Origin of the sequence: Pseudomonas lactucae, from assembly GCF_036688725.1 — a bacterium.
Classification (GTDB): Bacteria; Pseudomonadota; Gammaproteobacteria; order Pseudomonadales; family Pseudomonadaceae; genus Aquipseudomonas; species Aquipseudomonas lactucae.
Window position 1 is genome coordinate 127,078 of sequence record NZ_JAQQPT010000010.1, and the last position, 23,191, is coordinate 150,268.

A 23,191-nucleotide genomic window follows, 5' to 3' on the forward strand; every position below is an offset into this window, starting at 1 on the left:
AACAACAAGGAGCCGCCGCCACCATGACTACCCTCGCAACTTATCGACCCACGCCAGGCCCGCTGCACGCGACGTTGCTCGCGGGCACCGTGCCGTTGTTCCTTGGCGCCCTGCTCAGTGACATTGCCTACGGTCAGACCTACCAGATTCAATGGGCCAACTTCGCCTCCTGGCTGATCGCCGGCGCGCTGGTGTTTGCCGGGCTCGCGCTGTTGTTTGCGCTGGTCAATCTGGTGCGCGCCGAACACAAGGCCGGGCAACCGCTCGTGTACTTTCTACTGGTATTGGCAACCTGGGTGCTCGGGCTGATCAACGCCTTCCAGCATGCCAAGGACGCCTACGCGACGATGCCCGCGGGCCTGGTGCTGTCGGCAATTGTGAGCGTGCTGACGCTTGCGGCGACCTGGACCGGCCTGCGTTCGGGAGGTGCCCGATGAAAACGTCGCACACGTTGACGCTGTTGACTGCGGCCCTGCTGTTGAGCGCCTGCGGTGGCGAAGGTGACAAGACCCAGGCCCGCGGCCCCGATCCCAAGCTGCCGGAGCAACAGAGCAGCTTGGTACCGAGCATGAAAATCGCCGAGCCAACCCCCTGGGGCGAGCAGAAACCCAAGGTGCCGGAGGGCTACAGCATCACCGCCATCGCCACCGACCTGGCCATCCCGCGCCAGACCCTGGTACTGCCCAACGGTGACATCCTCATCGCCGAGGGCCGCGGCGGCAGTGCGGCCAAGCTCAAGCCCAAGGATGTGATCGCCAGCGTGATCAAGGCCCAGGGCAACACCCAGGTCAAGGGCGGCAACCGCCTGACCCTGCTGCGCGATGCCGACGGTGACGGCACCTACGAACTGAAAACAGTCTTCGCCGACAACCTCAACGCGCCCTACGGCCTGGCGTATGCCGATGGCAAGCTGTATGTGGCCAACCAGGATGCACTGCTGCGTTTCGATTACACCGATGGCCAGACCAAAGCCGACGGCGTACCGACCAAGGTTACCGACCTGCCGGCGCAGATCAACCATCACTGGACCAAATCCCTGACCATCAGCGCCGACGGGCGCCAGCTGTATGTGGGCATCGGCTCCAACAGCAACATCACCGAGCGTGGCATGGAAGTGGAGATCGACCGTGCCATGGTCTGGCAGATCGACGCCGCCACCGGCGCGCATAAACCCTACGCCACCGGCCTGCGCAACCCCACGGCCCTGACCCTTCAACCCGGCACCGGGCAACTGTGGACAGTGGTTAATGAACGTGACGAACTCGGCCCCGACCTGGTGCCCGATTACCTGACGTCGGTGCGTGAAGGCGCCTTCTACGGCTGGCCCTACAGCTACTGGGGCCAGAACGTCGACCCGCGCGCGCAACCGCAGAACCCGGCCAAAGTCGCCGCCGCGATCAAGCCGGATTACAGCCTGGGCTCCCACGTAGCCGCACTGGGCGTGGACTTTTCCATCCCGGCCATGGGCGAGAAGTTTGCCGATGGCGTGTTCGTCGGCGAGCACGGCAGCTGGAACCGCCCGAACCCGGTGGGCTACAAGGTGATCTTCGTGCCGTTCCGTGATGGCAAGCCTTCGGGCGAACCGATTGATTTTGCGACCGGCTTTCGTGGGGATGACGGCAAGACCCGCGGTCGTCCGGTAGGGGTGACGGTGGACCCCAAAGGTGCGCTGATCATCGCCGATGACCTGGCCAACACCGTGTGGCGGGTGACGCGGACTCAGTAGCCGCTGATACCTGTCTGCCTGATGGAGATCCAAATGTGGGGGGCGCAGTGGGGGAGTGACGGGGACCCCAAAGGTGGTCAGCTGTCACCTTCACTCTGCAACTGCGCCTCCAGCCAGCCCAGCAACGCCGCTATCTCTGCCCGGCTGCCCGCCTCTTGATGCCGGTAAATCGAAATCGCCTCGGGCAGATACACCCGCTCGGCGCACGGCCGCACCAGCGCACCACTTTCAATCAAACGGCCCGCCGTACGCTGCCAACCCATGGCGACCCCGTGCCCCTCCACCGCCGCCTGCAACATCAGCGGGTAGCTATCGAACGTGACACTGCGCGCATCCTCGGCCAATGCCTGACCGAACACTTGCAACCAGCTCTCCCACTCCATCAGGTGCGGAGGCTCGGAGCTGTGGTGCAAAAACGTGCATGACTGCAAATCGGCCAGTGACAGGGGTTTTGGCGTGGCGAGGTAAGCTGGACTGCACACCGGAAATACTTCGTCGGAGGCGGTGAACATCAACGGATGCGCGCCGCTGGCGCGCCGCGTGCTTTGCAGGGCGACGTCGAAGGGACCCGTGAATTCCGTCAAGGGTCGGGTGGAAGTCACCACCTGGATTTCGATCTGCGGGTATTGCTGGTGAAAGCTCGACAGGCGCGGCATCAGCCAATAAAACGCCTCACACAATTGACAGAGCAGTACCACCCGATTGCTGTGCGGTGAGGCCCGTAGGCGCGCGGCGCTGTCACGGATGCTGTGCAATGCGTCGCTGACTACCCGCGCCAGGTCATGTCCTTCCTGGGTGAGGAACACCGCACGGTTGCGCCGATAAAACAGCTTCACCCCGAGGTTGTCCTCCAGCCCGCGTATCTGGCGACTGATGGCGGCCTGGGTGATGTGCAGCTCATCACCGGCCTTGGAAAAACTGCCCAGGCGCGCCGCCGCTTCAAACGGCAACAAGCTGGCCAGGGGCGGTAGGGTCTTGCCGAGTGTATTCATGATTTCAGGTTATGCATTCAGGGCCGAGAACTCGTTTGTAGCACAGCGGCACGCCTGGGCACCATGCATCCATTTCCTGATGGATAACCCTGATGAACTCAATGCAAACATCGATGCTCGCCGGCGTGATGCTGGCGGTGGTGGCGACCCTGGGTTGGGCGCTGAACTTCATCACCCCTTACGTCAGCGGCGCCTACAGCCTCTACGACCTGATGGTGGTGCGGTTTCTGATCGCAGGAATAGTGGGCCTGGTGGGCACCCTGCTGTGCCGGGCCCACCTGCGTGTGCTCGGGCCTGGCCAATGGTGCGTCGCCGCTGCGCTCGGTGCCCTCGGTTGCCTGGGGTACGGCGTGTGCATCGCTGCGGGTGTGGTGTTCGGCGGCCCGGTACTGACGCCCGCGTTTGTCGGTCTGGTTCCGGTGTTGCTCGCGCTGGTCGGCAACGCCCGCGACAAGACCATACAGTGGCGTCGGCTGGCGGCACCGCTGGCCTGCGTAACGGCAGGCTTGTTGCTGTCGAACCTCAGCAGCGTGCATCAGCCGTCATTGGGCATTGTCGCCTGGCTGGGCGGGCTGTTTTTTTCGGTGAGTGCAGTGGCCTTGTGGATTGGCTTCAGTGTGATCAACCAACGGCAATTGATGAAACTGCCGGCGTCGGCCACCGGGCTTTGGAGCGCCTTGATGCTGGTGGGTGCGGGTATCTCGACGTTGTGCCTGCTACCTGGGGTGCTGGCCCTGGGCTTGCTCAAACTGCCAACCCTGGGCTTCAGCCTGAGCCAGGCAGGGCCGCTGTATACCTGGGGTTTGATCATCGCGGTGATGTCCACCGTGGTGGGTGCCTGGGCCTGGAACGCCGCAACCCGGCGCCTGCCCATGGTGCTGAGCGGGCAACTGATTGCCCTCGAGTCGCTGTTCGCCACGCTGCTCGGCCTGTGGTTTCACGAGCGCTGGCCAACGCCGATGGAAGCCGCTGGCCTGGCCGCCGTGTTGATGGGAGTGGTGATGGCGGTGCGGATCATCCTGACCGGGGCAAGCGTCCCTGTAAAACGGGGCTTGATCGACTCAAGCCCCGGCCGCTTTACAGATCAGTGATTTCCTTGTGACGCGGCACCAGGCTCTTCATCACGCTCCAAGCCACCAGATACGCCAGCGCGCAGATAGCGAACATGATCATGTAGCCGGTGTGGATGTCGTTGATCGACTTGTAGTAATCGAACACCCAGCCGCCGATCTTGGTCATCACCACGCCGCCGAGACCACCGGCCATGCCTCCAATTCCCACCACCGAGGCCACGGTTTTCTGCGGGAACATGTCGGACACGGTGGTGAAGATATTGCACGACCACGCCTGGTGCGCGGAGGCGCCCACGCCGATCAGCAATACCGGCACCCAGAAGCTGATATAGCCCAGCGGCTGCGCCAGCAACACCACCAGCGGGAACAATGCGATCACCAGCATGGCCTTCATACGCCCGTCATACGGCGCATCGCCGCGCGCCATGAAGTAGCTGGGGAACCAGCCGCCGCCGATGCTGCCAACCATGGTCATGCTGTACAGCACGGCCAGCGGCATCACGATATCGGCGCCTTTCATGCCGTACTGCGCCGACAGGTAAGTGGGCAGCCAGAACAGGAAGAACCACCACACGCCGTCGGTCATGAACTTGCCGAAGGCAAAGGCCCAGGTCTGGCGGTAGGTCAGCAACTTGAACCACGAGACTTTTTTCTCGACCGTGCCGGCGGACGCCTTGGCGAACGGCTGCAGGGTCTGGTCGCTACGGATGTAGGCCAGTTCTTCGGCCGAAAGACGTTTTTGCTGCTCGGGCTTTTCGTACACCGCCGCCCACACCGCGACCCACACGAAGCCGAGCATGCCGATGACCATGAAGGCCGCTTCCCAGCCCCACATGCCGGCAATCAAGGGCACGCAGATCGGCGCCAGGATCGCGCCGACGTTGGCACCGGAGTTGAAAATGCCAGTGGCCAGGGAGCGTTCTTTCTTCGGGAAATATTCGGCGGTGGCCTTGATCGCAATCGGAAAGTTACCCGCCTCGCCAATCGCCAGTACTGCGCGGGAGAGCATGAAACCGGCAATCGACACCGGAATCACCGCCAGCCCGATGGCGCCGCTGACGGCAGCGATGCCCTCGCCCATCGGCACTGAGAACGCGTGCATGATCGCGCCGGTGGACCAGATCGCAATCGCGATCACATAGGCGGCCTTGGTGCCGATCTTGTCGACAAAGCGCCCGGCGAACAGCATCGAGATCGCATACACAAACTGGAACACCGCCGCGATGTTGGCGTAGTCGGTGTTGCTCCAGCCAAACTGCGTCGACAGCTGCGGCGCCAGCAGGCTGAGCACCTGGCGATCAAGGTAGTTGACGGTGGTGGCGAAAAACAGCATCGCGCAGATGGTCCAGCGATAGTTGCCGACCGCCTGGCCAACACGATGGGCACTGATGGGCTCGTTCAGATTCATGGCATCACTTTTATTTTTGTTAGGTAGGACATATGTAACGTCATATGTCGTCGTACAACTGTGGCTTTTATATCGGGCCGCCATCGGGGTGTCAATCTGAAAATTCGCGAATTGTCCAGGCATTGCTTGGTTACCAGACGTTTCAAGAAAACCCAGTTGTAGGATGACAAAAGCGATTTTTCGTCAATCGAGAAAAAACACGCCTGGAGGTGAATTATTTCACCTGCGCTTGTATCTGAACTGACAGAGCGGTGCTGTCGCGGTGATAGCACCTCCCCTGTTCGGTTTTAGAGTGGTCCGCATGAAATTACGAAAAAAAAGCGTCAAGCCCATCGGGCTGAATGACATCACCATTGTCGACGACACCAAGGTGCGCAAGGCGATCACCGCCGCCGCCCTGGGCAATGCCATGGAATGGTTCGATTTTGGCGTCTACGGGTTTGTCGCTTATGTGCTCGGCAAGGTGTTCTTCCCGGACGCCTCGCCCAGCGTACAAATGATCGCCGCACTCGGTACGTTCTCGGTGCCGTTCCTGATTCGCCCCCTGGGCGGCCTGTTCTTCGGCGCGCTCGGCGATAAATACGGGCGGCAGAAAGTCCTCGCGGCGACCATCGTGATCATGTCGCTCAGTACATTCGCCATCGGCCTGATCCCCGGCTATGCGTCCATCGGTATCTGGGCGCCGATCCTGTTGCTGCTGTGCAAGATGGCCCAAGGTTTCTCGGTCGGCGGTGAATACACCGGGGCCTCGATTTTCGTCGCCGAATACGCGCCGGACCGCAAGCGCGGTTTCCTCGGCAGTTGGCTGGACTTCGGCTCCATTGCCGGTTTCGTGCTGGGTGCGGGTGTGGTGGTGCTGATTTCGAGCGTGCTGGGTGAAGCCGACTTCGAAGCCTGGGGCTGGCGCCTGCCGTTCTTCCTCGCCCTGCCCCTGGGCATCATCGGCCTGTACCTGCGCCACGCGCTGGAAGAAACCCCGGCGTTCCAGCAGCATATGGACAAACTTGAACAAGGCGACCGCGAAGGCCTGAGCCACGGCCCCAAAGTCTCGTTCAAGGAAGTCGCCACCCAGCATTGGCGCAGCCTGCTGACCTGCATCGGGATCGTCGCGGCCACCAACGTGACGTACTACATGCTGCTCACCTACATGCCCAGCTACCTGTCGCACAACCTGCACTACAAAGAAAACAGCGGCGTGCTGATCATCATCGCGATCATGGTCGGCATGCTGTTCGTGCAGCCGTTCATTGGCTTTGTCAGCGATAAGATCGGCCGCAAGCCGTTCATCATCACTGGCAGTATCGGCCTGCTGTTTCTGTCCATTCCGGCGTTCATGCTGATCACCAGCGGCAAGATCGGCCTGATCTTCGCCGGCCTCCTGATCCTGGCGGTGATCCTCAACTTCTTTATCGGCGTGATGGCCTCGACATTGCCGGCAATGTTCCCCACTCACCTGCGCTACAGCGCACTGGCCAGCGCGTTCAACGTTTCGGTGTTGATCGCCGGTGTCACCCCGACCGCCGTGGCCTGGCTGGTGGAAAGTACCAACGACCTGTACATGCCCGCCTATTACCTGATGGTGTTCGCCGTGGTCGGCCTGATCACTGGCCTGACCATGAAGGAAACCGCCAACAAGCCCCTGCGTGGCGCGGCACCGGCGGCGTCGGACATGGAAGAAGCCAAGGAGTTGCTGCAGGAACACCACGACAATATCGAGCAGAAGATCGAAGACATCGATGCCGAGATTGCCGAACTGGAAGCCAAGCGCAAGAACCTGGTGCAACAACATCCACGTATCAACTAAACCCTGACCCTGCGTGGTGGCCGAGGCCACCGCGTTAAAGGAGTGTCCAGCATGCTTGCGAGCGTCACCGCCCCACAATCGTTACTCAGCGCGCAAGAACGCGCGGCGATTGCCGAAATAGAAGCCACCACCAGCATCCTGCAATTGGTCACGCGTCTTACCAATATGCGATTTGCCGGCATCGCCAAGTTCACTGACCAGGAATGGATCGTGTGTTCGGCGTACGACCCCATGGAAATGGGCATCGACGTGGACGATGTACTCGACCTGGAAACCACCCTGTGCAGCGAGTTCTGCGTCAACCCCCAGACCTTGTTCATCCCCCAGGTCAGCGCAGACGGCCGCTTTGCCGCGCGGCCCGTGGTCAAGCAATACGCAATCGAAAGTTACGCGGGAGCACCGATCTTCCTCCCCGACGGCCGCCTCTTCGGCGCACTGTGCGCGCTGGATTCCCGCGCGATGCTGTTCGACGACCCCAACCTGCCGGAAACCCTCAGCCTGTTCGCCCGGCTGATCGGCTGTATTTTTTTCGCTAATTTGACCGCGACTGATCACTGAGCATCGACTTGCCGCGTAATCCGGCAATGTCGCGTTTGGGCGGCACGCCGAACAGCCGGCTGTACTCGCGGCTGAACTGCGACGGGCTTTCGTAGCCCACCTTGAACGCCGCGCTGGACACGTCTTGATGCTCGTTGAGCATCAACCGGCGAGCCTCGTTCAAGCGCAACCACTTCTGGTACTGCAACGGGCTCATTGCCGTGAGCTGGCGAAAATGATGATGAAACGTCGCCGCGCTCATTTGCACCCGCGCCGCCAATTCTTCCACGCGCAACGCCCCATCATAATTGAGCTTGAGCCAGTCGATGGCCTTGGCGATCCGGTAGCCCTGCCCGTCGACCGCGCAGATCCGGCGCAACCGACCGGCCTGATCGCTCTGCAATAGCCGGTAGTGGATTTCGCGCTGAATCAACGGGGCGAGCACTGGGATGGCTTGCGGCTCGTCGAGCAATGCCACCAACCGCGCAAGCGCTTCCAGCAGGCCGTCCGTGACCGTACCGATCCCCACGCCTTTGAGTACCGAGCGTTCCCGCTGGGGCGGCAGCTCACTCTGCGCGATCAGTTCGGCCAGGATGCGCAGGTCCAACCCGAAGGTCAGCCCCAGGCAGGGCTGCCGGGCGCTGGCCTCAAGCACTTCGGAATTGGCCGGAATATCCAGCGATGTCACCAGGAAACGCGAGGTGTCGTAGGGATAGCCCTCGCCGCCCACCCACAGCTGCTTCCTACCCTGGACGACCAGCACGATGCACGGCTCGACCATGCACACCACTGGCGCCTGAGGGTGCTCACGCCGGTAAAAACCCAGACCCGGAATCGGCATCGGGTAGTCGCCGGGGGTGGTGACCCTTGAACCAATGGACTGCACCAGCGCATCCAGCGGCGATTGAGTGATCTTCATGACAGGCCCTTTTCTGATCACCGGACTTTACCCCGCCCCGCCCTTGGGCGTCTGCCGCAATGCCGCAGACTCAGAGGATCAGGCAAGTAATCCAGTGTAATGCCCTACAGAACAGCGCCCGCCCTGGGGAAAATGTGCGGACCAACCCCTTCAAGGATCCGCCCATGAAACGCCTCTTGCTCACCCTGGGTCTGCTGGTGACGTCTTTTACTGCTCTGGGAGCCGACATGTCCAACGGTGCCGACAACTTCTACACAAGCAACAAGGTGACCGTTGAAAAAGTCACCTTCAACAATCAATACGGCATGCAGGTTGCGGGCAATCTGTTCGTGCCGAAGAACCTTGCACCGTCGTCGAAAAACGCCGCCCTGATCGTCGGCCATCCGATGGGCGCCGTCAAAGAACAGAGCGCCAATCTCTACGCCACCAAAATGGCCGAACAGGGTTTCGTCACGCTGTCGCTGGACCTGTCGTTCTGGGGCGAAAGCGCCGGCACACCGCGCAATGCCGTGCTGCCCGACCTATACACCGAGGATTTCAGCGCAGCGGTGGACTTCCTCGGCACCCGGTCCCTTGTCGACCGCGAACGCATCGGCGTGATCGGTGTCTGCGGCAGCGGCAGTTTCGCCATCGCCGCGGCAAAGATCGACCCACGCCTCAAGGCTATCGCCACGGTCAGCATGTATGACATGGGCGCGGCCAATCGCAATGGCCTCAAGCACGGCCTGACCCTGGAGCAACGCCGCCACATCCTGTTGCAAGCGGCCAATCAGCGGTATGTGGAATTCCGGGGTGGCGAAACCGTCTACACCGGCGGGACGCCCCTGACACTGACCGGCAACCCGATCGGCGACGAGTTTTTCGATTTTTACCGCACACCGCGCGGCCAGGTCACACCCGCCGGGGCCTCGCCGCAGACCACCACCATGCCGACGCTGACCAGTAACGTGAAGTTCATGAACTTCTACCCGTTCAACGACATCGAGACGATCTCTCCGCGCCCACTGCTGCTGATTGCCGGCGCCAACGCGCATTCCCTGGAGTTCAGCGAGGACGCCTACCAGCGTGCGGCCGAGCCCAAGGAGCTGGTGATCATTCCCAACGCGGGTCATGTGGACCTTTATGATCGGGTCGAGCTGATCCCGTTCGCCAAGCTCACCGCCTTCTTCAACAGTCATCTCAAGTGATGGTTCATGACTCACAGGCACCGCGCTGGGGCGCGGTGCTTGCCCTGTCCCTGGCGGCGTTTGCGCTGGTTGCCTCGGAGTTCATGCCGGTGAGCCTGCTGACCCCGTTGGCCGCTGACCTCGGCGTGACCCAGGGCCAGGCCGGCCAGGGCATTTCGGTGTCGGGGTTGTTTGCCTTGTTCACCAGCCTGATGATTGCCACCGTAGCGGCACGGGTTGACCGCAAGCGCCTGCTGATGGCGCTGACACTGTTGATGATCATGTCCGGCACGGTCGTGGCGTTCGCGCCGAACTACCTGGTATTCATGCTGGGCCGCGCGCTGATCGGCATCGCCATCGGCGGCTTCTGGTCGCTGTCGGCCGCCACCGCCATGCGCTTGGTGCCCGAGGCTCAGGTGCCGCGTGCGTTGGCCATGGTCAACGGCGGCAACGCACTGGCAACGGTGATCGCCGCGCCCCTGGGCAGTTTTCTCGGTGGTGTGATTGGCTGGCGTGGGGCGTTTTTCTGCGTGGTGCCGGTGGCGGTGATTGCGCTGGTATGGCTGCTGGTAAGCCTGCCACCGATCAAGACCCGCGCGAGCGCAAAAACCGCCAACGTACTGTGTTTGATGAAGCAGGCGCCCGTGGTGATGGGCATGCTGGCCGTGAGTGTGTTTTTCATGGGCCAGTTCATGCTGTTCACCTACCTGCGGCCGTTTCTGGAGAGCGTCACGCAGGTGAGCGTGTCCGGGCTGTCATTGGTGCTGTTGACACTGGGCCTGACCGGCCTGGCAGGCACGTTCCTGATCGAGCGTTTCCTCAAGCACAGCCTGTACCGCACGTTGATCGCTATCCCGGTATTGATGGCCCTGATTGCGATGGCGTTGGTTGCCTTCGGCAGTTCGACGCTGCTGACCACTCTGTTGCTAGGCGCTTGGGGCCTGGTGGCCACTGCCGCACCGGTAGGCTGGTGGACCTGGCTGGCCAACACCCTGCCCGAGGACGCCGAGGCCGGGGGTGGTTTGATGGTGGCGATCATTCAGTTGGCCATCGCGACGGGCGCCACGATGGGTGGTGTGGTATTTGACTTCAGCGGCTATCAGGCGACGTTTGAGTTGAGCGCGGCGCTGCTCTGCGTGGCGGCGCTGCTCGCGCGGATGGCACAACGCGCCAGTGACCGCGCAGTACACTGCTGCAACGCCTGATGGGTTAAATATTTCCCCAGGGCCGCCGATAGCCTGTCAAACCCCTGACTTGCCGCGAGGCCCTGCGCAAACTAATGCCCAACTCTCTCGCCCCTCTCGTTCGCTCGCTCTCCACTCGCACCAGCCTGTCGCTGACGCGCACCTCATTGTTCAATTTCATGATCCTGCTGGCAGGTGTCTTTGCGGCCGCGGCGTACTCGCTGATCTACCTCGCCCATGACATGGATCACTCGGAAGAGGCAGAAAGCGCATTCCATACGGACAAAGCCATGCAGTCCATGGAAAAAAACATGCGTTTGATGGTCAAGGACTACGCATTCTGGAGCGATGCCTATAGGCATCTGCACCAGCAGGTAGACATTGACTGGGCCTATACGCGCGCAAATGTCGGCGCAACGCTGTTTCATGATTTCGGTTTTCAGGGTGTGTTCGTGGTCAACGACGCCGACCACACCGTGTATGCGGTGATCGAGGGCGAACAGCAACCCATTGAGATCAGCGAGTGGCTCGACCAGCCCATGACCTCGATTCTTGAACAGGCACGGGCGGGGATTGAAAACGAAACATCGATGAGCACCCTCATCAACGTGCGCGGCAGCCCGGCACTGGTGGCCGCCGCCGCCATCACGCCGGGCACCGACCCGACGGTGGTCGTCGATGACCGGCAAGCCTCGGTGCTGATTTTCGTCAACATTCTCGACGGCGCCAAACTGGGTGCCATCGGCGATGACTTCGGCGTGACCAAGCTGCACATCGCCACACCCGCCGACATCGCCAAGGGCCTCTCCCTACCGCTTGGCGACAAGGGCAGCGCGGGCAGCCTGTACTGGCAGCCGGAGCAACCCGGCAAGCGTTTGATGGGCGTAGCCCTGCCGCTGTTGGGCCTGGCCGCGTTGCTGGTGTGCCTGATGACCTGGGTGATTTTACGGCGCAGCACCGCGGCCGCCCTCGCCCTCGATGCCAGCCATGACTCGTTGCAAAACAGCCAGAACGCCTTGGCCACCAGCGAAGCGCGCTTTCGCGATGTGGTCGAGGCCAGTTCCGATTGGGTGTGGGAAATCAATGCCGATTGGCGCTTTACGTATTTGTCGGAACGCTTCGAAAACGTGACCGGGCTGGCCCGTAATACATGGATCGGCGCGGCCATGAACGACCTGCTGGAGACCGAAGACGGCTTGCTCTCACAGTGGTTGTGCACGCCCGGACGCCGCCCCGACCTCAGTGTGCAATGCCTGTACCTGGACGCTCAGGGGCAAGAGCGCACCACCCGCTTGTCGGCGCGGCAAATGCCCTGTGGCGGGTTTCGCGGCACGGCCACCGATGTGACCGAAGAAGTCGAGGCGCGTCGGCGTATTGAGTTTCTGTCTCTGCATGACGCCCTGACCGGCTTGCCCAACCGCACGCGCCTGCAAGCGTTCCTCGACAGCAAACTCAAGGCGCTGCCGCCCCCTGAATGCCCACTGGTCATGCTCAGCCTGGACCTGGACCGCTTCAAGCCGGTCAACGATTTGCTCGGGCATGCCGCTGGCGACCGCGTGCTCAATGAAGTATCGAGCCGCCTGAGCGCTTGCGTGCGCCATGGCGACCTGGTGGCGCGGGTCGGCGGCGATGAGTTTGTGCTGATCCTGACCGATGCCGGCACGCAGGACGACGTCGAAAACCTGTGTCGGCGTCTGATCGGCTCGATCGAGCAGGCTATTCGCATTGAGGATCAGGACGTATTTATCAGCGCCAGCATCGGCATCACACTGGCACCCAATGATGCCAGCGAGGTCAGCGAGCTGCTGCGTTACGCCGATATCGCACTGTACGAAGCCAAGGCCGCCGGGCGTAATACCTGGCGCTTCTATTCGGGCGAGATGAACGCGCGAATCATCGAGCGTCGCCGCCTGGAAAGCGACCTGCGCTACGCGATAACGCATGGAGAATTGCGCCTGCACTTCCAGCCGCGCTATCGCATCGCCGATGGGCAGATGGTCGGAGCCGAGGCGCTGGTGCGCTGGCAGCACCCGGTGCGCGGACTGATTGCCCCGGACACCTTCATCCCGATTGCCGAAGAGTCGGGGCTGATCCTGTCACTCAGCGACTGGGTGCTGGCAACCGCCTGCGCCTGCGCCGCCCAGTGGCCGGGCAACCTGTTCGTGTCGGTTAACCTGTCGCCCATCGAGTTCAAGCGCGGCCACCTGGTCCAGCGCGTACGTCATGCGCTGGATGCCTCGGGTATCGATCCGGCGCGGGTGGAAGTGGAAATGACCGAGAGCGTGATGCTCGAAGACGCCGTCGGCGCCCTGGAGGTGATGCACGCGCTCAAACAACTGGGTATTCGTATTGCCATGGATGATTTCGGCACCGGGTACTCTTCCCTGAGCTACCTGCGCGCCTTTCCGTTCGATGGGCTGAAGATCGACCGCAGCTTCCTCACCCGCCTGGAGGACAGCGACGACGACAAAGCCATCATCCAGGCCATCGTCGGCCTCGGCCGCGCCCTGGCCCTCACGGTGACCGCCGAGGGCATCGAAACCGCCGAGCACCTGGCCATGATCAAGGCGGTGGCCTGCGACGAGGGCCAGGGTTACTTTCTCAGCCGGCCGATGGATGTCGACGCATTCAACGGTCTGCTCGCGCAAGACACGCAACAAACCAAGAGCTATTTGAAAAAGTGACTCGGCGTCTTGCCGAATTGCTTCTTGAACATGCTGGTAAACGCGCTCGGGCTGTCGTAGCCGAGCGCCAGGGCCACGTCGATAATCTTCTCTCCCACCGCGATGCGCTCCAATGCCAGCAGCAAACGCGCCTGCTGGCGCCATTGCCCGAAGGTCATGCCGGTTTCCTTGCGAAACAGGCGCTGGATGGTTTTCTGGTCCAGGTCCAGGCGCTCGCTCCAGTGCGCGACGGTGGAGGCATCGCCAGGGTCCTGTTGCAGGGCCAGGCAAATGTGCTGGATGCGCGGGTCGGCAGGCTGCGGCAGGGATAGCGGCAAAGCGGGCAACAGGGCCAGTTCGTCGAGGATCAGGTGCATGATTCGCGCATCCCGCGAGTCCTCGGCATAGGGCGGCTTGAGGCTGACCGAAGCCTTGATCAGCTCACTCAACAATGGCGAGATGCTCACCGCCTTGGTCTCGGTGGGCAGGTTGGGGAAGCTGTCGGCGCGGACAAACACGCTGCGCATTTTCAGCGGCCCCACGCAACGCAGGGAATGCACGTGCCCGCAGGGCATCCAGAAGCCGCGATTGGGCGGCACCGTCCACTGGTTCTGCGCCGAATGCACGACCATCACGCCTTCCGTGGCGTAGAGCAGTTGATGCTTCTCGTGACTGTGGTCGGGGATCACCCAGTTTTCCGGGTAATCGGTGGCCGAACTGATCACGGCCCAATCGCCCTCGTCGATCTCTTGCAGGAATTTATCCAGGGATTTGATCATTTCGCCCTTTTTGCGACAGTTGTCGCCCCGATTTCGTGAGACAGGCATTTTGTGCGAATCTAGCATAAACCCCGAAACAATTTGAAATGAGCAGCCGGCTTAAGTACTGGTTGCCCCTGTTCGCTGCCTTGTATGGAATGCCTGCATGTCGACACTCACCGCGTCACCCGCTGCTGCAACCAGTACACCCCACGTCAGCCCCTTGGTTATGCGTATCCTTGGCGCCTGCGCCCTGGCGCACCTGATCAACGACCTGATCCAGGCCGTGCTGCCATCGATCTACCCGATGCTCAAGGCCAACTACGGACTGACGTTCACCCAGGTGGGGATGATCACCCTGACCTTCCAACTGACCGCCTCGCTGCTGCAACCGTGGATCGGTTACCACACCGACCGCCATCCCAAGCCCTGGCTGTTGCCCGCCGGGATGGTGTGCACCTTGGTCGGCATCCTGATGCTGGCGTTTGTCGGTACGTTCCCGGCGATCCTGCTGGCGGCGGGACTGGTGGGCGTGGGCTCGTCGACCTTCCACCCGGAAACCTCGCGCGTGGCACGCCTGGCCTCCGGCGGCCGCTATGGCCTGGCGCAGTCGACCTTCCAGGTCGGCGGCAACACCGGCAGCGCCTTGGGGCCCCTGCTGGCGGCGGCGATCATCATTCCCTACGGCCAGGGCAATATCGCCTGGTTCGGCCTGTTTGCGGTGTTTGCGATCCTGGTGCTGTACGGCCTGAGCCGCTGGTACCGCAACCATCTCAACCTGTTCAAGCTCAAGCAAGGCGGCAAGGCGACCCATGGTCTGTCCAAAGGCCGCGTGACCTTTGCGCTGGTGGTGCTGGCCGTGCTGGTGTTTTCCAAGTACTTCTATATGTCCAGCCTCACCAGCTATTTCACCTTCTACCTGATCGAAAAGTTCAGCCTGTCGGTGGCCAGCTCCCAGTTGTACCTGTTCCTGTTTCTCGGCGCCGTGGCCGCGGGCACGTTTTTCGGCGGGCCGATCGGCGACCGCATCGGGCGCAAGAAAGTCATCTGGTTCTCCATCCTCGGTGCCGCGCCGTTCACCCTGGCCCTGCCCTATGTCGACCTGTTCTGGACCGCCGTGCTCAGCGTGGTGATCGGCTTTATCCTGGCCTCGGCGTTCTCGGCCATCGTGGTGTTTGCCCAGGAACTGGTGCCGGGCAATGTGGGGATGATTGCCGGTGTGTTCTTCGGCCTGATGTTCGGTTTCAGCGGGATCGGCGCGGCCCTGCTGGGTTTGCTCGCCGATAACCACGGCATCGAGTACGTCTACAAGCTGTGCTCGTTCCTGCCGCTGGTGGGCATCCTGACGATCCTGCTGCCGTCGACCAAAGGCGTGTGACCGACCCGCTGCGCAGCGCTCTTGCACTGCGCAGCGTCACACCGACCAAATCGTGCTTAAATCCCTGTTTGGCAGCTCCGCGCGCGTCTCTGCGTATCGCCACTTGCAAGGATTACCGCATGCGCCTGTCAGATTTTATCCTTAGCAACCTCGAGCCGATCCTGCAGGACTGGGAAGATTTCGCCAGCACCATCCAGACCCCGGGCGCCGCCCTGGACCAGGAGGGCCTGCGCGACCACGCCGCGCAGATGCTGCACGCCATCGCCCAGGATCTGCGCACCACGCAGACCGTGCAGGAACAGCTGGACAAAGCTCAGGGCCTGGCCCCACAGGAAGAAGAGGAAACCCCTGCCGAAACCCACGCGGTGACACGCCTGATGGCGGGGTTCTCCATCGACCAGATGGTGTCCGAGTACCGTGCGCTGCGCACCAGCGTGCTGCGCCAGTGGCTCAAGCAGATCAAGGGCGGTACGGCACTGGATGTGGAGGACATGAACCGGTTTCATGAAGCCATCGACCAGGCCCTCGCCGAATCCATCGCCAGCTATTCGCGCGCGGTGGAAGCCTCGCGCAATGTATTCCTCGGCATTCTCGGTCACGACTTGCGCACACCGTTGGGCGCGATTTTGCTCGGTGCCGACATGCTCAGGCGCTCGTCATCGGGTGGCGAACGCAATACCCGGGTGGCCACGCAGATCTACACCAGTGTTCAGCGCGCCAGCCAGATCGTCGGCGACCTGCTGGACCTGACACGCTGCCAGATGGGCCCCGGCATTCCGGTCAGGCGCACGCCGCTCGACCTGACGCCGATCTGCGAGCGCATCGTGGCGGAGATCCAGACATTCGATCCGCAAGCGCAGCTGCGCTTTGAGCCACACGCCTCGGTGGTGGGACAGTTCGACGGCGCGCGCATGGAACAGGTGTTCTCCAACATCATCGGTAACGCCGTGCATCACGGCGATCGGCACTCGCCCATCGCCGTGACGCTGGCAGTCACGCCATACAATTGTGTGTTCAGCGTGCACAACCACGGCACCCCGATCCCGCCGGATGTGCTGCCCTTCATTTTCAATCCCATGGGGCGCTTTTCCCAACGCTCGGTGATTGAACATGGCCCGACCGAAGGCTTGGGGCTGGGCCTGTTTATCGCCTCCGAAATCGTCGCGGCCCACCAGGGCTCGATCGAAGTCGAGTCCGACAGCCAACACGGCACGGTGTTTCGCGTGACGGTGCCGCTGAACGGCGCTTGAATACGTTAATAGCCTATAGCCACCAATGCTCCGAAAATGCCGGCGGAACGCTTACAATCGCGTTTGTCCACGCACCTCAGGCAGATCCGGCAACACATGACACTCGACCCTCCTACGATTTTGGCCCTCACCGTCGCCCTGGCCGCCGCGGCCGCACTCTATCTCGCGGTGGAATGGCGCAGCGTGCGCGAACCGTCGCTGCTGTTCTGGAGTGCCGGGTTCGCCACCATCACCCTGGGCTCCACCCTGGCCCTGCTACGCATCAACGGCTTTTTAGTCATCGGTGTCTGGTTCGCCAACGGTTTGCTGGTGACTGCACACTTTCTGTTTTTGCTCGGCGTGGCACGGTTTACCCAAGTGCGCGTATCGCGTGCGTGGTTCCTGATGGTCGCTGTCTGGTTCGGCATGCTGGCCTTGCCGACTGACCCGACAGGGTCCAAAACCATGCTGGCGGTGCAGTCCCTGCTGGTCGCCCTGCCCACCTTGCGCGCCAGTTTCCTGCTGCGGCCCCATGGCCGGTCCTTGAGCGTGGGGGCGGTGCAACTGCGTTTCGTGCTGCTGATCCATGGGATGTTCTACGTGGCCAAGGCCCTCTCGGTGGTGATCCCCGGCACCCTGATCGACCTCGCCGCATTCAAGGGCGAAATCATCCAGATTTCCCTGGTGGAAGGCGCAATGGCGATCATGTTGATCGCCCTGTCCATGACCGGCTCCGAGCGCTACCGCCGTGAACAACAGATCGCCCGCCTCGCCGCCCGCGACCCACTCACCGCCCTCTACAACCGCCGCGCCCTCGACCTGCGCGCCCCGCACCTGCTGGCCCGGATCTCCCCGGCCCAACCCGGCGCCCTGCTGCTGATCGATATCGATAATTTCAAAGGGGTCAACGACCTCCATGGCCACACGGCGGGCGACCGTCTGTTGATCGCGCTCAGCGAAATGATCCGCAGCGTCGTGCCCAAGGGCGCACTGGCGGCACGCTTGGGCGGCGATGAATTCGTGATCCTGCTGAGCCCGGCGTCAACCGAACAGGTTGTCGAACTGGGCAGCGGCTTGCGCGGGCAATTCCAGCAACTGGCGGCGCAAAGCTTCAGCACCCCGGAACCGGTGACATTGAGTATTGGGGCGAACCTGTTCGATCAGCCACCGGCGAGTCTGGCGGCGCTGATTGAGCAAGGGGATTCGACGTTGTATGAGTCCAAGCGTGGGGGGCGCGACAGTATTCGGTTGGTGGACAACACGGGGCCGAGTGCCTATGGCTGATGACGGTGCGGTGGCCTCAGGCGCCGTTCATATCAACCGCAGCATCGTCACACCGCCGAGTCCCAACAAACACACCGTCCCCATCCCATACGCCAGCGTGCGCCACGGCTGCCACCCTGCCAGATACGTCACCGTATGCACCAGCCTGGCCAGGGTGAAACCGCCGGATAACCAGGCTGTCGCCACGGGCGCTGCCGCGAGCGCGACACCCAACCCGCCCAGCACAAAAAACAGCGGAATATTTTCCAAGTCATTGACCCAGGCTTTACTCGCTCGGCCAACCTGTGGCAGCTCCGTTGAATGCGCAGCACGTCTGAAGAACGCAGCATCTTCAACGTTAGTGAATACCCGTGCGCGAAGGCGGAAGTATCCCTGGTAGCAGGAAATCGCAAACATCTTCACGCACAGTACCAGCACACACAGGGCGTAGAGCTTAAGGGGATCATTCATCGCGCCCTCCATTGACCACGATGTAAAGCAATGGCCCCACCGACACAAACACCGCCGTCAACACAAAGTACGGCACCACCGAGGCTACCGATCGCCCTCGCCGCCGTGCATCCCGGTACATCCACACACACGCCAGTATCGCCATCAGGTACAGGTCAATCACCACCTGCGCGGTATCCGGCCGTGACATCAGTTCTCGCCCGAAGGCCAGCAGCGATTGCTCGGCGGTGAGCATCGTAGCCAGGGTGTAGAGCGAAAACCCGAGCAACGCGGCCAGGGCGATAGAGGATCGGGGCATGGTCTGTTCCTTGAGGTGATCGAGGCCCACCTTAGTGATAAGGTTTGGCCCCTCGCAATGACCTCGGAGGTCATCGACACGCCATGGACCCCCCTGTTACCGCCGGCGAATACCTGCGCCAGATACGCCGCCAGGCCGCGTTGAGCCAACTCGAACTGGCCTTGATCACTGGGGTTTCCCAGCGCCATCTCAGCTGTATCGAGACCGGCCGCGCCAAGGCTGGCGCGGCTACCTTGCACACGCTGCTGACGGCACTGGACACACCACTGGAATACGCCAACCGCGTGTTCCTCGCCGCCGGTTACGCCCCCCGCTACACCGCCACCCCGCTCGCCTCGCCGGCCATGGCTGCGATTCGCGAAGCGCTCAGCCATGTGCTGCACGCCAATAACCCCGCGCCGGCGATCCTGTTGGGCAGCGAGTGGCAGGTGCTGGCGGCGAACGCCGGCACCGCTGTGCTGTTTGAGTTGGTAGGGATTCCGGCGCAGACGGCCGATGGCCTGAACCTGCTGACTACCTTGCTGCAGCCTGGCGGCCTGGGTGATCACCTGCTCAACGCCGAAGAGATCCGCACCCTGGCCTGGCAACGGGCGACCCGCGAAGCGCTGAGCAATCCGGGACTGGCCGCATTGCTGGCGAACCTGCCGCAGCCCACCCACACCGAATTGCCCGATGAAATGCCGCCGCTGGTACTCACACGCATCCGCTCAAGCCGGGGCGAGTTGAGCTTTCTGTCGACCTTCACCACCTTCGGCATGCCTCAGGACATCACCCTGACCTCGTTGCGTATCGAGCATCTGATTCCTGCGGACGACGCAACCTGGCAGGTGATGCGCGGCGCCTACGCCGATTATGCCGCGCTGGTTTTGTGAAATACCTGTACGTAGACTGCGCAGATACCACAACTGAAGGCGGCGAAGAAAACGTCATGCAAGTTACCGAAGTCTCCATTGCCCAATTGCGCGCTGCGCTTGAATCCGGCCAGACCACCGCGGTTAAACTGGTCAAGGCTTACCTGGCCCGGATCGATGCCTACGACGGCCCGCAGACCGCCACCGCGTTGAACGCGGTGGTGGTGCGCAACCCGCGAGCCCTTGAAGAAGCCGAGGCGTCCGATGCGCGCCGCGCCAAGGGCGAAACCCTGGGGCCATTGGACGGTATTCCCTACACCGCCAAAGACAGCTACCTGGTCAAAGGCCTGACCGCGGCCTCCGGCAGCCCGGCGTTTGCCAGGCTCGTTGCGCATCGCGACGCCTTCACCATCGAACGCCTGCGGGCCGGCGGCGCGATCTGCCTGGGCAAGACCAATATGCCGCCGATGGCCAATGGCGGCATGCAGCGCGGTGTGTATGGCCGCGCCGAAAGCCCCTACAACGCCCGCTACCTCACCGCGCCGTTTGCCTCCGGCTCCTCGAATGGCGCTGGCACCGCAACGGCGGCCAGCTTTGCCGCGTTCGGTCTGGCGGAAGAAACCTGGTCGAGCGGACGTGGCCCGGCGTCCAACAATGGCCTGTGCGCCTATACCCCGTCGCGCGGGGTGATTTCGGTGCGCGGCAACTGGCCGCTGACCCCGACCATGGACGTGGTGGTGCCGTTCGCGCGCACCATGGCCGACCTGCTGGAAGTGCTCGACGTGGTGGTCGCCGAAGACCCGGACACCCGTGGCGACCTGTGGCGCCTGCAACCCTGGGTGCCGATCCCCAGCGTTGCCTCGGTGCGCCCGGCTTCTTATGCCGAGCTGGCTGTCGGCACTAAAGCCCTCGCCGGTAAACGCTTCGGCGTGCCACGCATGTACATCAATGCCGACCCCGACGCCGGCACCAGCGAACACCCCGGCATCGGCGGGCCGACCGGGCAGAAGATCAACACCCGCGCCAGCGTGATCGACTTGTGGCAAGCCGCGCGCCAGGCGCTGGAGGCTGCCGGCGCCAACGTCATTGAAGTGGACTTCCCGCTGGTGTCCAACTGCGAAGGCGACCGTCCCGGCGCGCCGACGGTATTTACCCGTGGTTTGGTGTCCAAGGAATTCCTGCACGATGAGTTATGGGAACTGTCAGCCTGGGCGTTCGACGACTTCCTGCGCGCCAACAACGACCCGGCGCTCAACCGCCTGGCGGACGTGGACGGCCCGCAGATTTTCCCCCACGACCCCGGCACCCTGCCCAACCGTGAAGACGACCTCGCCGCCGGCATGGACGAGTACGTGCGCATGGCGCAGCGCGGCATCACGCCGTGGAACGATATCAGCAGCCTTCCCGACGGCCTGCACGGCCTGGAGCAAACCCGGCGCATCGACCTGGAAGACTGGATGGACACACTGGGTCTGGACGCGGTGCTCTTCCCCACCGTCGCCGACGTCGGCCCGGCGGACGCCGACGTGAACGAAGCCAGCGCCGACATTGCCTGGAGCAACGGCATCTGGGTGGCCAACGGCAACCTCGCCATCCGCCACCTGGGCGTGCCCACCGTCACCGTGCCGATGGGCGTGATGGCGGATATCGGCATGCCGGTGGGGCTGACGTTTGCCGGGCGTGCTTATGATGATTCGGCGTTGTTGCGTTTTGCGGCGGCGTTTGAAGCGACCGGCAGCAAGCGCCTGGTGCCACCGCGCACACCGCCGTTGGCAGAGGAATAAACGCGATTCGCAGGTGTGCGGGCTTGCCTGCGATGGGCAGGGGTATCTACACAGGTTTGAGTGGATCTCAAATCAGCTGCTATAGGGCACGGCAATCAACAGGATTGCCGTACCGTGGGTCAGCGTTGACGCCAGCACACCGTAGCGCATACACACCAAGGCGCAGGCCACCCCCTCCATCAGGGTAAATAGCAACACTGGCAACCCCAACTGAGTAACACTCAGCGCCAGGAAGGCATGGCAAGCCGCGAAGGCCACGCCACTGATCAAGACAGCCCTGAGAGGTTTCATCTGCTGCTCCAGATAGCCCTGCAAAAAACCGCGAAACAGCACCTCTTCCAACGCGTTGGCGCCATAGGCCAGCACCACCATGCCGGGCAACCACGCCCAGTAACCGGGGATCGCCGCGCCATCGATCGCCTGATAAAGCCGCAGCGGCGCGCCAATCAGACAGCCGACCGCCAGGCCAACCACCACGCCTGCCAGTCCACGCCCTTTGACCCACACAACCAGTCGCCACAATTCGGGCGCCACCCCTGCAAGCAATACAATCAATAGCAGCGCCAGACAACCCAATGCGCCCAACACAAGGGTATTGGCCGAAAAGGCGATCTCTAGGTCGCTGCCGAGCGCCCACAGCCCCAACGGCGTCATCGCATCGCGCATCAGCACAAACGCCGCCAGCAAGATCAGGATACGCATCGCCGCCAATGAGCGTGGCGTAAGCGCCCACCACACGCCAAATAACAGCAGGCCAGGCAGCAGATGAAGAAGGTAGTTGACCAGCACGCCGAGGGCGGACGTCATCACGCCCCTGAGTCCGCATTGCGACGTAGCCACTCATCCACCACGTCACCCATCGTCTTGGGCGTTTCGTCGCGAATCCACGCCATGAACGGGCGGTCGAATTTGAACGTGGGGCCACAGTGCAAAAGCATGAAGCGGCGTACGTTCTGGGTGTTTTTATAGTCAGGGGTCACCGGCGTGGCGCGGGTGATGGGGTTGCTGTGCCAGTCAAAATCCATTTGTGTGCTCGGGCAGTTTTAATCTCGGCGCTAGCATAGCCAGTGGCCAGGTCGCCAGGAAGTCCCAACACTGGATTTGATGAAATCCCTCAGCGTGTTGAGACATCGTATAAGAATAAAAATCGCGCCTTTACCGGTTATTTCAAATTTTTCTTTCCTTCCTACAATAAAATATTGCATGGTTGTACGACGACTAAAACGGTCGCACACCCCAACAACAATAAGGAACCCTCCATGCAAAATGTCAAAGCGCTGATCGGTTTTCTGTGCCTGTTCAGCGGCTACGTGGCCGCCGCTCCTGCCGATCAAGACGTCGCCCAAGCGGTCGACCACCTGACCCAAGCCATGCTGCATAAAGACATCAAACAGCTGCAGGCCCTCACCGCCGAGAAGCTCACTTACGGCCACTCCAGCGGCAAGATCCAGAACAAACAGGAGTTCATTGCCGATATCGAGACCGGTCGCAGTGGCTTCAAGACCCTGGAAATGCAAAAACAGACCATCACCCTGCAAGGCGATACCGCCCTGGTGCGCAACCACTTTCACGCCCAGGCGGTAAACAGTGGCGTCGAAGTGCCCACCGACATCGAGAACTTTCAGGTGTGGCAGAAGCAGAAAGGCCACTGGCTGTTGATCGGACGCCAGGCGTTCAAATTCTGATC

At 62.1% G+C, this 23,191-nt stretch carries 22 protein-coding genes; 14 read left to right on the top strand and 8 right to left on the bottom strand.

What is annotated here, in order from left to right:
• Positions 1-23: 23 nt before the first annotated feature.
• A complete protein-coding gene (locus V6M90_RS13515; RefSeq protein WP_332846659.1) occupies positions 24-437 on the top strand; it encodes a DUF2231 domain-containing protein in 414 nt (137 codons plus the stop codon).
• Positions 434-1,726 (top strand): PQQ-dependent sugar dehydrogenase, encoded by a 1,293-nt coding sequence (locus tag V6M90_RS13520; RefSeq protein WP_332846660.1) that lies wholly within the window; start codon positions 434-436, stop codon positions 1,724-1,726. Before V6M90_RS13515 ends, V6M90_RS13520 begins: the two co-directional genes overlap by 4 nt.
• Before the next feature lie 77 nt (positions 1,727-1,803).
• Here the strand turns inward: V6M90_RS13520 and V6M90_RS13525 are convergent, their stop codons facing one another.
• Positions 1,804-2,718 carry a LysR substrate-binding domain-containing protein gene (locus V6M90_RS13525; RefSeq protein WP_003174275.1) on the bottom strand — a complete coding sequence of 305 codons (915 nt, stop codon included), beginning with the start codon at positions 2,716-2,718 and terminating at the stop codon, positions 1,804-1,806.
• A gap of 92 nt (positions 2,719-2,810) precedes the next feature.
• On the opposite strand from V6M90_RS13525, the gene V6M90_RS13530 reads away from it, so the two are divergent.
• On the top strand, positions 2,811-3,809 hold the full coding sequence (locus V6M90_RS13530; protein ID WP_332846661.1) for a DMT family transporter: 999 nt from the start codon (positions 2,811-2,813) through the stop codon (positions 3,807-3,809).
• Here the strand turns inward: V6M90_RS13530 and V6M90_RS13535 are convergent.
• The gene (locus tag V6M90_RS13535; protein ID WP_332846662.1) at positions 3,796-5,199 is read right to left on the bottom strand and encodes an MFS transporter; all 1,404 of its coding nucleotides are present in this window, start codon (positions 5,197-5,199) and stop codon (positions 3,796-3,798) included. The two genes, V6M90_RS13530 and V6M90_RS13535, sit on opposite strands and share 14 nt — an antisense overlap.
• A gap of 301 nt (positions 5,200-5,500) precedes the next feature.
• Between V6M90_RS13535 and proP the strand changes: the two genes are divergently transcribed.
• Together proP and V6M90_RS13545 are read left to right on the top strand one after the other, a co-directional pair.
• A complete protein-coding gene (gene proP / locus V6M90_RS13540) occupies positions 5,501-7,003 on the top strand; it encodes a glycine betaine/L-proline transporter ProP (RefSeq protein WP_078733030.1) in 1,503 nt (500 codons plus the stop codon).
• A gap of 51 nt (positions 7,004-7,054) precedes the next feature.
• Positions 7,055-7,561, top strand: a complete 507-nt coding sequence (locus tag V6M90_RS13545) for a GAF domain-containing protein (RefSeq protein WP_141063960.1) — start codon at positions 7,055-7,057, stop codon at positions 7,559-7,561.
• Here the strand turns inward: V6M90_RS13545 and V6M90_RS13550 are convergent.
• A complete protein-coding gene (locus V6M90_RS13550) occupies positions 7,536-8,459 on the bottom strand; it encodes an AraC family transcriptional regulator (RefSeq protein WP_305427234.1) in 924 nt (307 codons plus the stop codon). The two genes, V6M90_RS13545 and V6M90_RS13550, sit on opposite strands and share 26 nt — an antisense overlap.
• A 164-nt stretch (positions 8,460-8,623) precedes the next feature.
• Between V6M90_RS13550 and V6M90_RS13555 the strand changes: the two genes are divergently transcribed.
• The 3 genes from V6M90_RS13555 (at position 8,624) to V6M90_RS13565 (ending at position 13,493) form a co-directional block, all read left to right on the top strand.
• Positions 8,624-9,646, top strand: coding sequence for an alpha/beta hydrolase (locus V6M90_RS13555; protein ID WP_332846663.1), 1,023 nt, complete (start codon positions 8,624-8,626; stop codon positions 9,644-9,646).
• Positions 9,646-10,830, top strand: a complete 1,185-nt coding sequence (locus V6M90_RS13560; RefSeq protein ID WP_332846664.1) for an MFS transporter — start codon at positions 9,646-9,648, stop codon at positions 10,828-10,830. Before V6M90_RS13555 ends, V6M90_RS13560 begins: the two co-directional genes overlap by 1 nt.
• A 74-nt stretch (positions 10,831-10,904) precedes the next feature.
• Complete coding sequence (locus V6M90_RS13565) at positions 10,905-13,493, top strand: bifunctional diguanylate cyclase/phosphodiesterase (protein ID WP_332846665.1); 2,589 nt, start codon at positions 10,905-10,907, stop codon at positions 13,491-13,493.
• On the opposite strand, the gene V6M90_RS13570 is transcribed toward V6M90_RS13565, so the two are convergent.
• Positions 13,478-14,299, bottom strand: a complete 822-nt coding sequence (locus V6M90_RS13570) for an AraC family transcriptional regulator (RefSeq protein ID WP_003174285.1) — start codon at positions 14,297-14,299, stop codon at positions 13,478-13,480. The genes V6M90_RS13565 and V6M90_RS13570 overlap by 16 nt on opposite strands.
• A 97-nt stretch (positions 14,300-14,396) precedes the next feature.
• Between V6M90_RS13570 and V6M90_RS13575 the strand changes: the two genes are divergently transcribed.
• From V6M90_RS13575 to V6M90_RS13585, 3 genes are all read left to right on the top strand, one after another.
• Positions 14,397-15,608, top strand: coding sequence for an MFS transporter (locus V6M90_RS13575; protein WP_003174286.1), 1,212 nt, complete (start codon positions 14,397-14,399; stop codon positions 15,606-15,608).
• A 119-nt stretch (positions 15,609-15,727) separates the two neighbouring features.
• Positions 15,728-16,858: a sensor histidine kinase gene (locus V6M90_RS13580; RefSeq protein WP_305427237.1), complete on the top strand. Its 1,131-nt coding sequence runs from the start codon at positions 15,728-15,730 to the stop codon at positions 16,856-16,858.
• Between the two features lie 96 nt (positions 16,859-16,954).
• A complete protein-coding gene (locus V6M90_RS13585) occupies positions 16,955-18,121 on the top strand; it encodes a GGDEF domain-containing protein (RefSeq protein ID WP_078733021.1) in 1,167 nt (388 codons plus the stop codon).
• A 27-nt stretch (positions 18,122-18,148) separates the two neighbouring features.
• Here V6M90_RS13585 and V6M90_RS13590 read toward each other — a convergent pair whose 3' ends face one another.
• Positions 18,149-18,571, bottom strand: a complete 423-nt coding sequence (locus V6M90_RS13590) for an MAPEG family protein (protein WP_332846666.1) — start codon at positions 18,569-18,571, stop codon at positions 18,149-18,151.
• A complete protein-coding gene (locus V6M90_RS13595) occupies positions 18,564-18,869 on the bottom strand; it encodes a DUF2834 domain-containing protein (protein WP_078733019.1) in 306 nt (101 codons plus the stop codon). Before V6M90_RS13595 ends, V6M90_RS13590 begins: the two co-directional genes overlap by 8 nt.
• An 83-nt stretch (positions 18,870-18,952) precedes the next feature.
• Here V6M90_RS13595 and V6M90_RS13600 point away from each other — a divergent pair, with 83 nt between their 5' ends.
• Both V6M90_RS13600 and V6M90_RS13605 read left to right on the top strand, forming a co-directional pair.
• A complete protein-coding gene (locus V6M90_RS13600; protein WP_332846667.1) occupies positions 18,953-19,741 on the top strand; it encodes a helix-turn-helix domain-containing protein in 789 nt (262 codons plus the stop codon).
• 56 nt (positions 19,742-19,797) lie between these two features.
• Complete coding sequence (locus V6M90_RS13605) at positions 19,798-21,504, top strand: amidase (protein ID WP_332846668.1); 1,707 nt, start codon at positions 19,798-19,800, stop codon at positions 21,502-21,504.
• 72 nt (positions 21,505-21,576) lie between these two features.
• Here V6M90_RS13605 and V6M90_RS13610 read toward each other — a convergent pair whose 3' ends face one another.
• The gene (locus tag V6M90_RS13610; RefSeq protein WP_332846669.1) at positions 21,577-22,311 is read right to left on the bottom strand and encodes a CPBP family intramembrane glutamic endopeptidase; all 735 of its coding nucleotides are present in this window, start codon (positions 22,309-22,311) and stop codon (positions 21,577-21,579) included.
• Complete coding sequence (locus V6M90_RS13615; protein WP_003174293.1) at positions 22,311-22,529, bottom strand: DUF6434 domain-containing protein; 219 nt, start codon at positions 22,527-22,529, stop codon at positions 22,311-22,313. Before V6M90_RS13615 ends, V6M90_RS13610 begins: the two co-directional genes overlap by 1 nt.
• Before the next feature lie 234 nt (positions 22,530-22,763).
• Between V6M90_RS13615 and V6M90_RS13620 the strand changes: the two genes are divergently transcribed.
• Entirely contained in the window at positions 22,764-23,189 is a 426-nt protein-coding gene (locus V6M90_RS13620; protein WP_003174294.1) for a nuclear transport factor 2 family protein, read from the top strand.
• The last annotated feature ends 2 nt before the right edge of the window (positions 23,190-23,191 follow it).

Coding starts and splice junctions, on each gene's coding strand:
- V6M90_RS13515 (WP_332846659.1), top strand. CDS start 24: ATGACTACCCTCGCAACTTATCGACCCACGCCAGGCCCGCTGCACGCG.
- V6M90_RS13520 (WP_332846660.1), top strand. CDS start 434: ATGAAAACGTCGCACACGTTGACGCTGTTGACTGCGGCCCTGCTGTTG.
- V6M90_RS13525 (WP_003174275.1), bottom strand. CDS start 2,718: ATGAATACACTCGGCAAGACCCTACCGCCCCTGGCCAGCTTGTTGCCG.
- V6M90_RS13530 (WP_332846661.1), top strand. CDS start 2,811: ATGAACTCAATGCAAACATCGATGCTCGCCGGCGTGATGCTGGCGGTG.
- V6M90_RS13535 (WP_332846662.1), bottom strand. CDS start 5,199: ATGAATCTGAACGAGCCCATCAGTGCCCATCGTGTTGGCCAGGCGGTC.
- proP (WP_078733030.1), top strand. CDS start 5,501: ATGAAATTACGAAAAAAAAGCGTCAAGCCCATCGGGCTGAATGACATC.
- V6M90_RS13545 (WP_141063960.1), top strand. CDS start 7,055: ATGCTTGCGAGCGTCACCGCCCCACAATCGTTACTCAGCGCGCAAGAA.
- V6M90_RS13550 (WP_305427234.1), bottom strand. CDS start 8,459: ATGAAGATCACTCAATCGCCGCTGGATGCGCTGGTGCAGTCCATTGGT.
- V6M90_RS13555 (WP_332846663.1), top strand. CDS start 8,624: ATGAAACGCCTCTTGCTCACCCTGGGTCTGCTGGTGACGTCTTTTACT.
- V6M90_RS13560 (WP_332846664.1), top strand. CDS start 9,646: ATGGTTCATGACTCACAGGCACCGCGCTGGGGCGCGGTGCTTGCCCTG.
- V6M90_RS13565 (WP_332846665.1), top strand. CDS start 10,905: ATGCCCAACTCTCTCGCCCCTCTCGTTCGCTCGCTCTCCACTCGCACC.
- V6M90_RS13570 (WP_003174285.1), bottom strand. CDS start 14,299: ATGCCTGTCTCACGAAATCGGGGCGACAACTGTCGCAAAAAGGGCGAA.
- V6M90_RS13575 (WP_003174286.1), top strand. CDS start 14,397: ATGTCGACACTCACCGCGTCACCCGCTGCTGCAACCAGTACACCCCAC.
- V6M90_RS13580 (WP_305427237.1), top strand. CDS start 15,728: ATGCGCCTGTCAGATTTTATCCTTAGCAACCTCGAGCCGATCCTGCAG.
- V6M90_RS13585 (WP_078733021.1), top strand. CDS start 16,955: ATGACACTCGACCCTCCTACGATTTTGGCCCTCACCGTCGCCCTGGCC.
- V6M90_RS13590 (WP_332846666.1), bottom strand. CDS start 18,571: ATGAATGATCCCCTTAAGCTCTACGCCCTGTGTGTGCTGGTACTGTGC.
- V6M90_RS13595 (WP_078733019.1), bottom strand. CDS start 18,869: ATGCCCCGATCCTCTATCGCCCTGGCCGCGTTGCTCGGGTTTTCGCTC.
- V6M90_RS13600 (WP_332846667.1), top strand. CDS start 18,953: ATGGACCCCCCTGTTACCGCCGGCGAATACCTGCGCCAGATACGCCGC.
- V6M90_RS13605 (WP_332846668.1), top strand. CDS start 19,798: ATGCAAGTTACCGAAGTCTCCATTGCCCAATTGCGCGCTGCGCTTGAA.
- V6M90_RS13610 (WP_332846669.1), bottom strand. CDS start 22,311: ATGACGTCCGCCCTCGGCGTGCTGGTCAACTACCTTCTTCATCTGCTG.
- V6M90_RS13615 (WP_003174293.1), bottom strand. CDS start 22,529: ATGGATTTTGACTGGCACAGCAACCCCATCACCCGCGCCACGCCGGTG.
- V6M90_RS13620 (WP_003174294.1), top strand. CDS start 22,764: ATGCAAAATGTCAAAGCGCTGATCGGTTTTCTGTGCCTGTTCAGCGGC.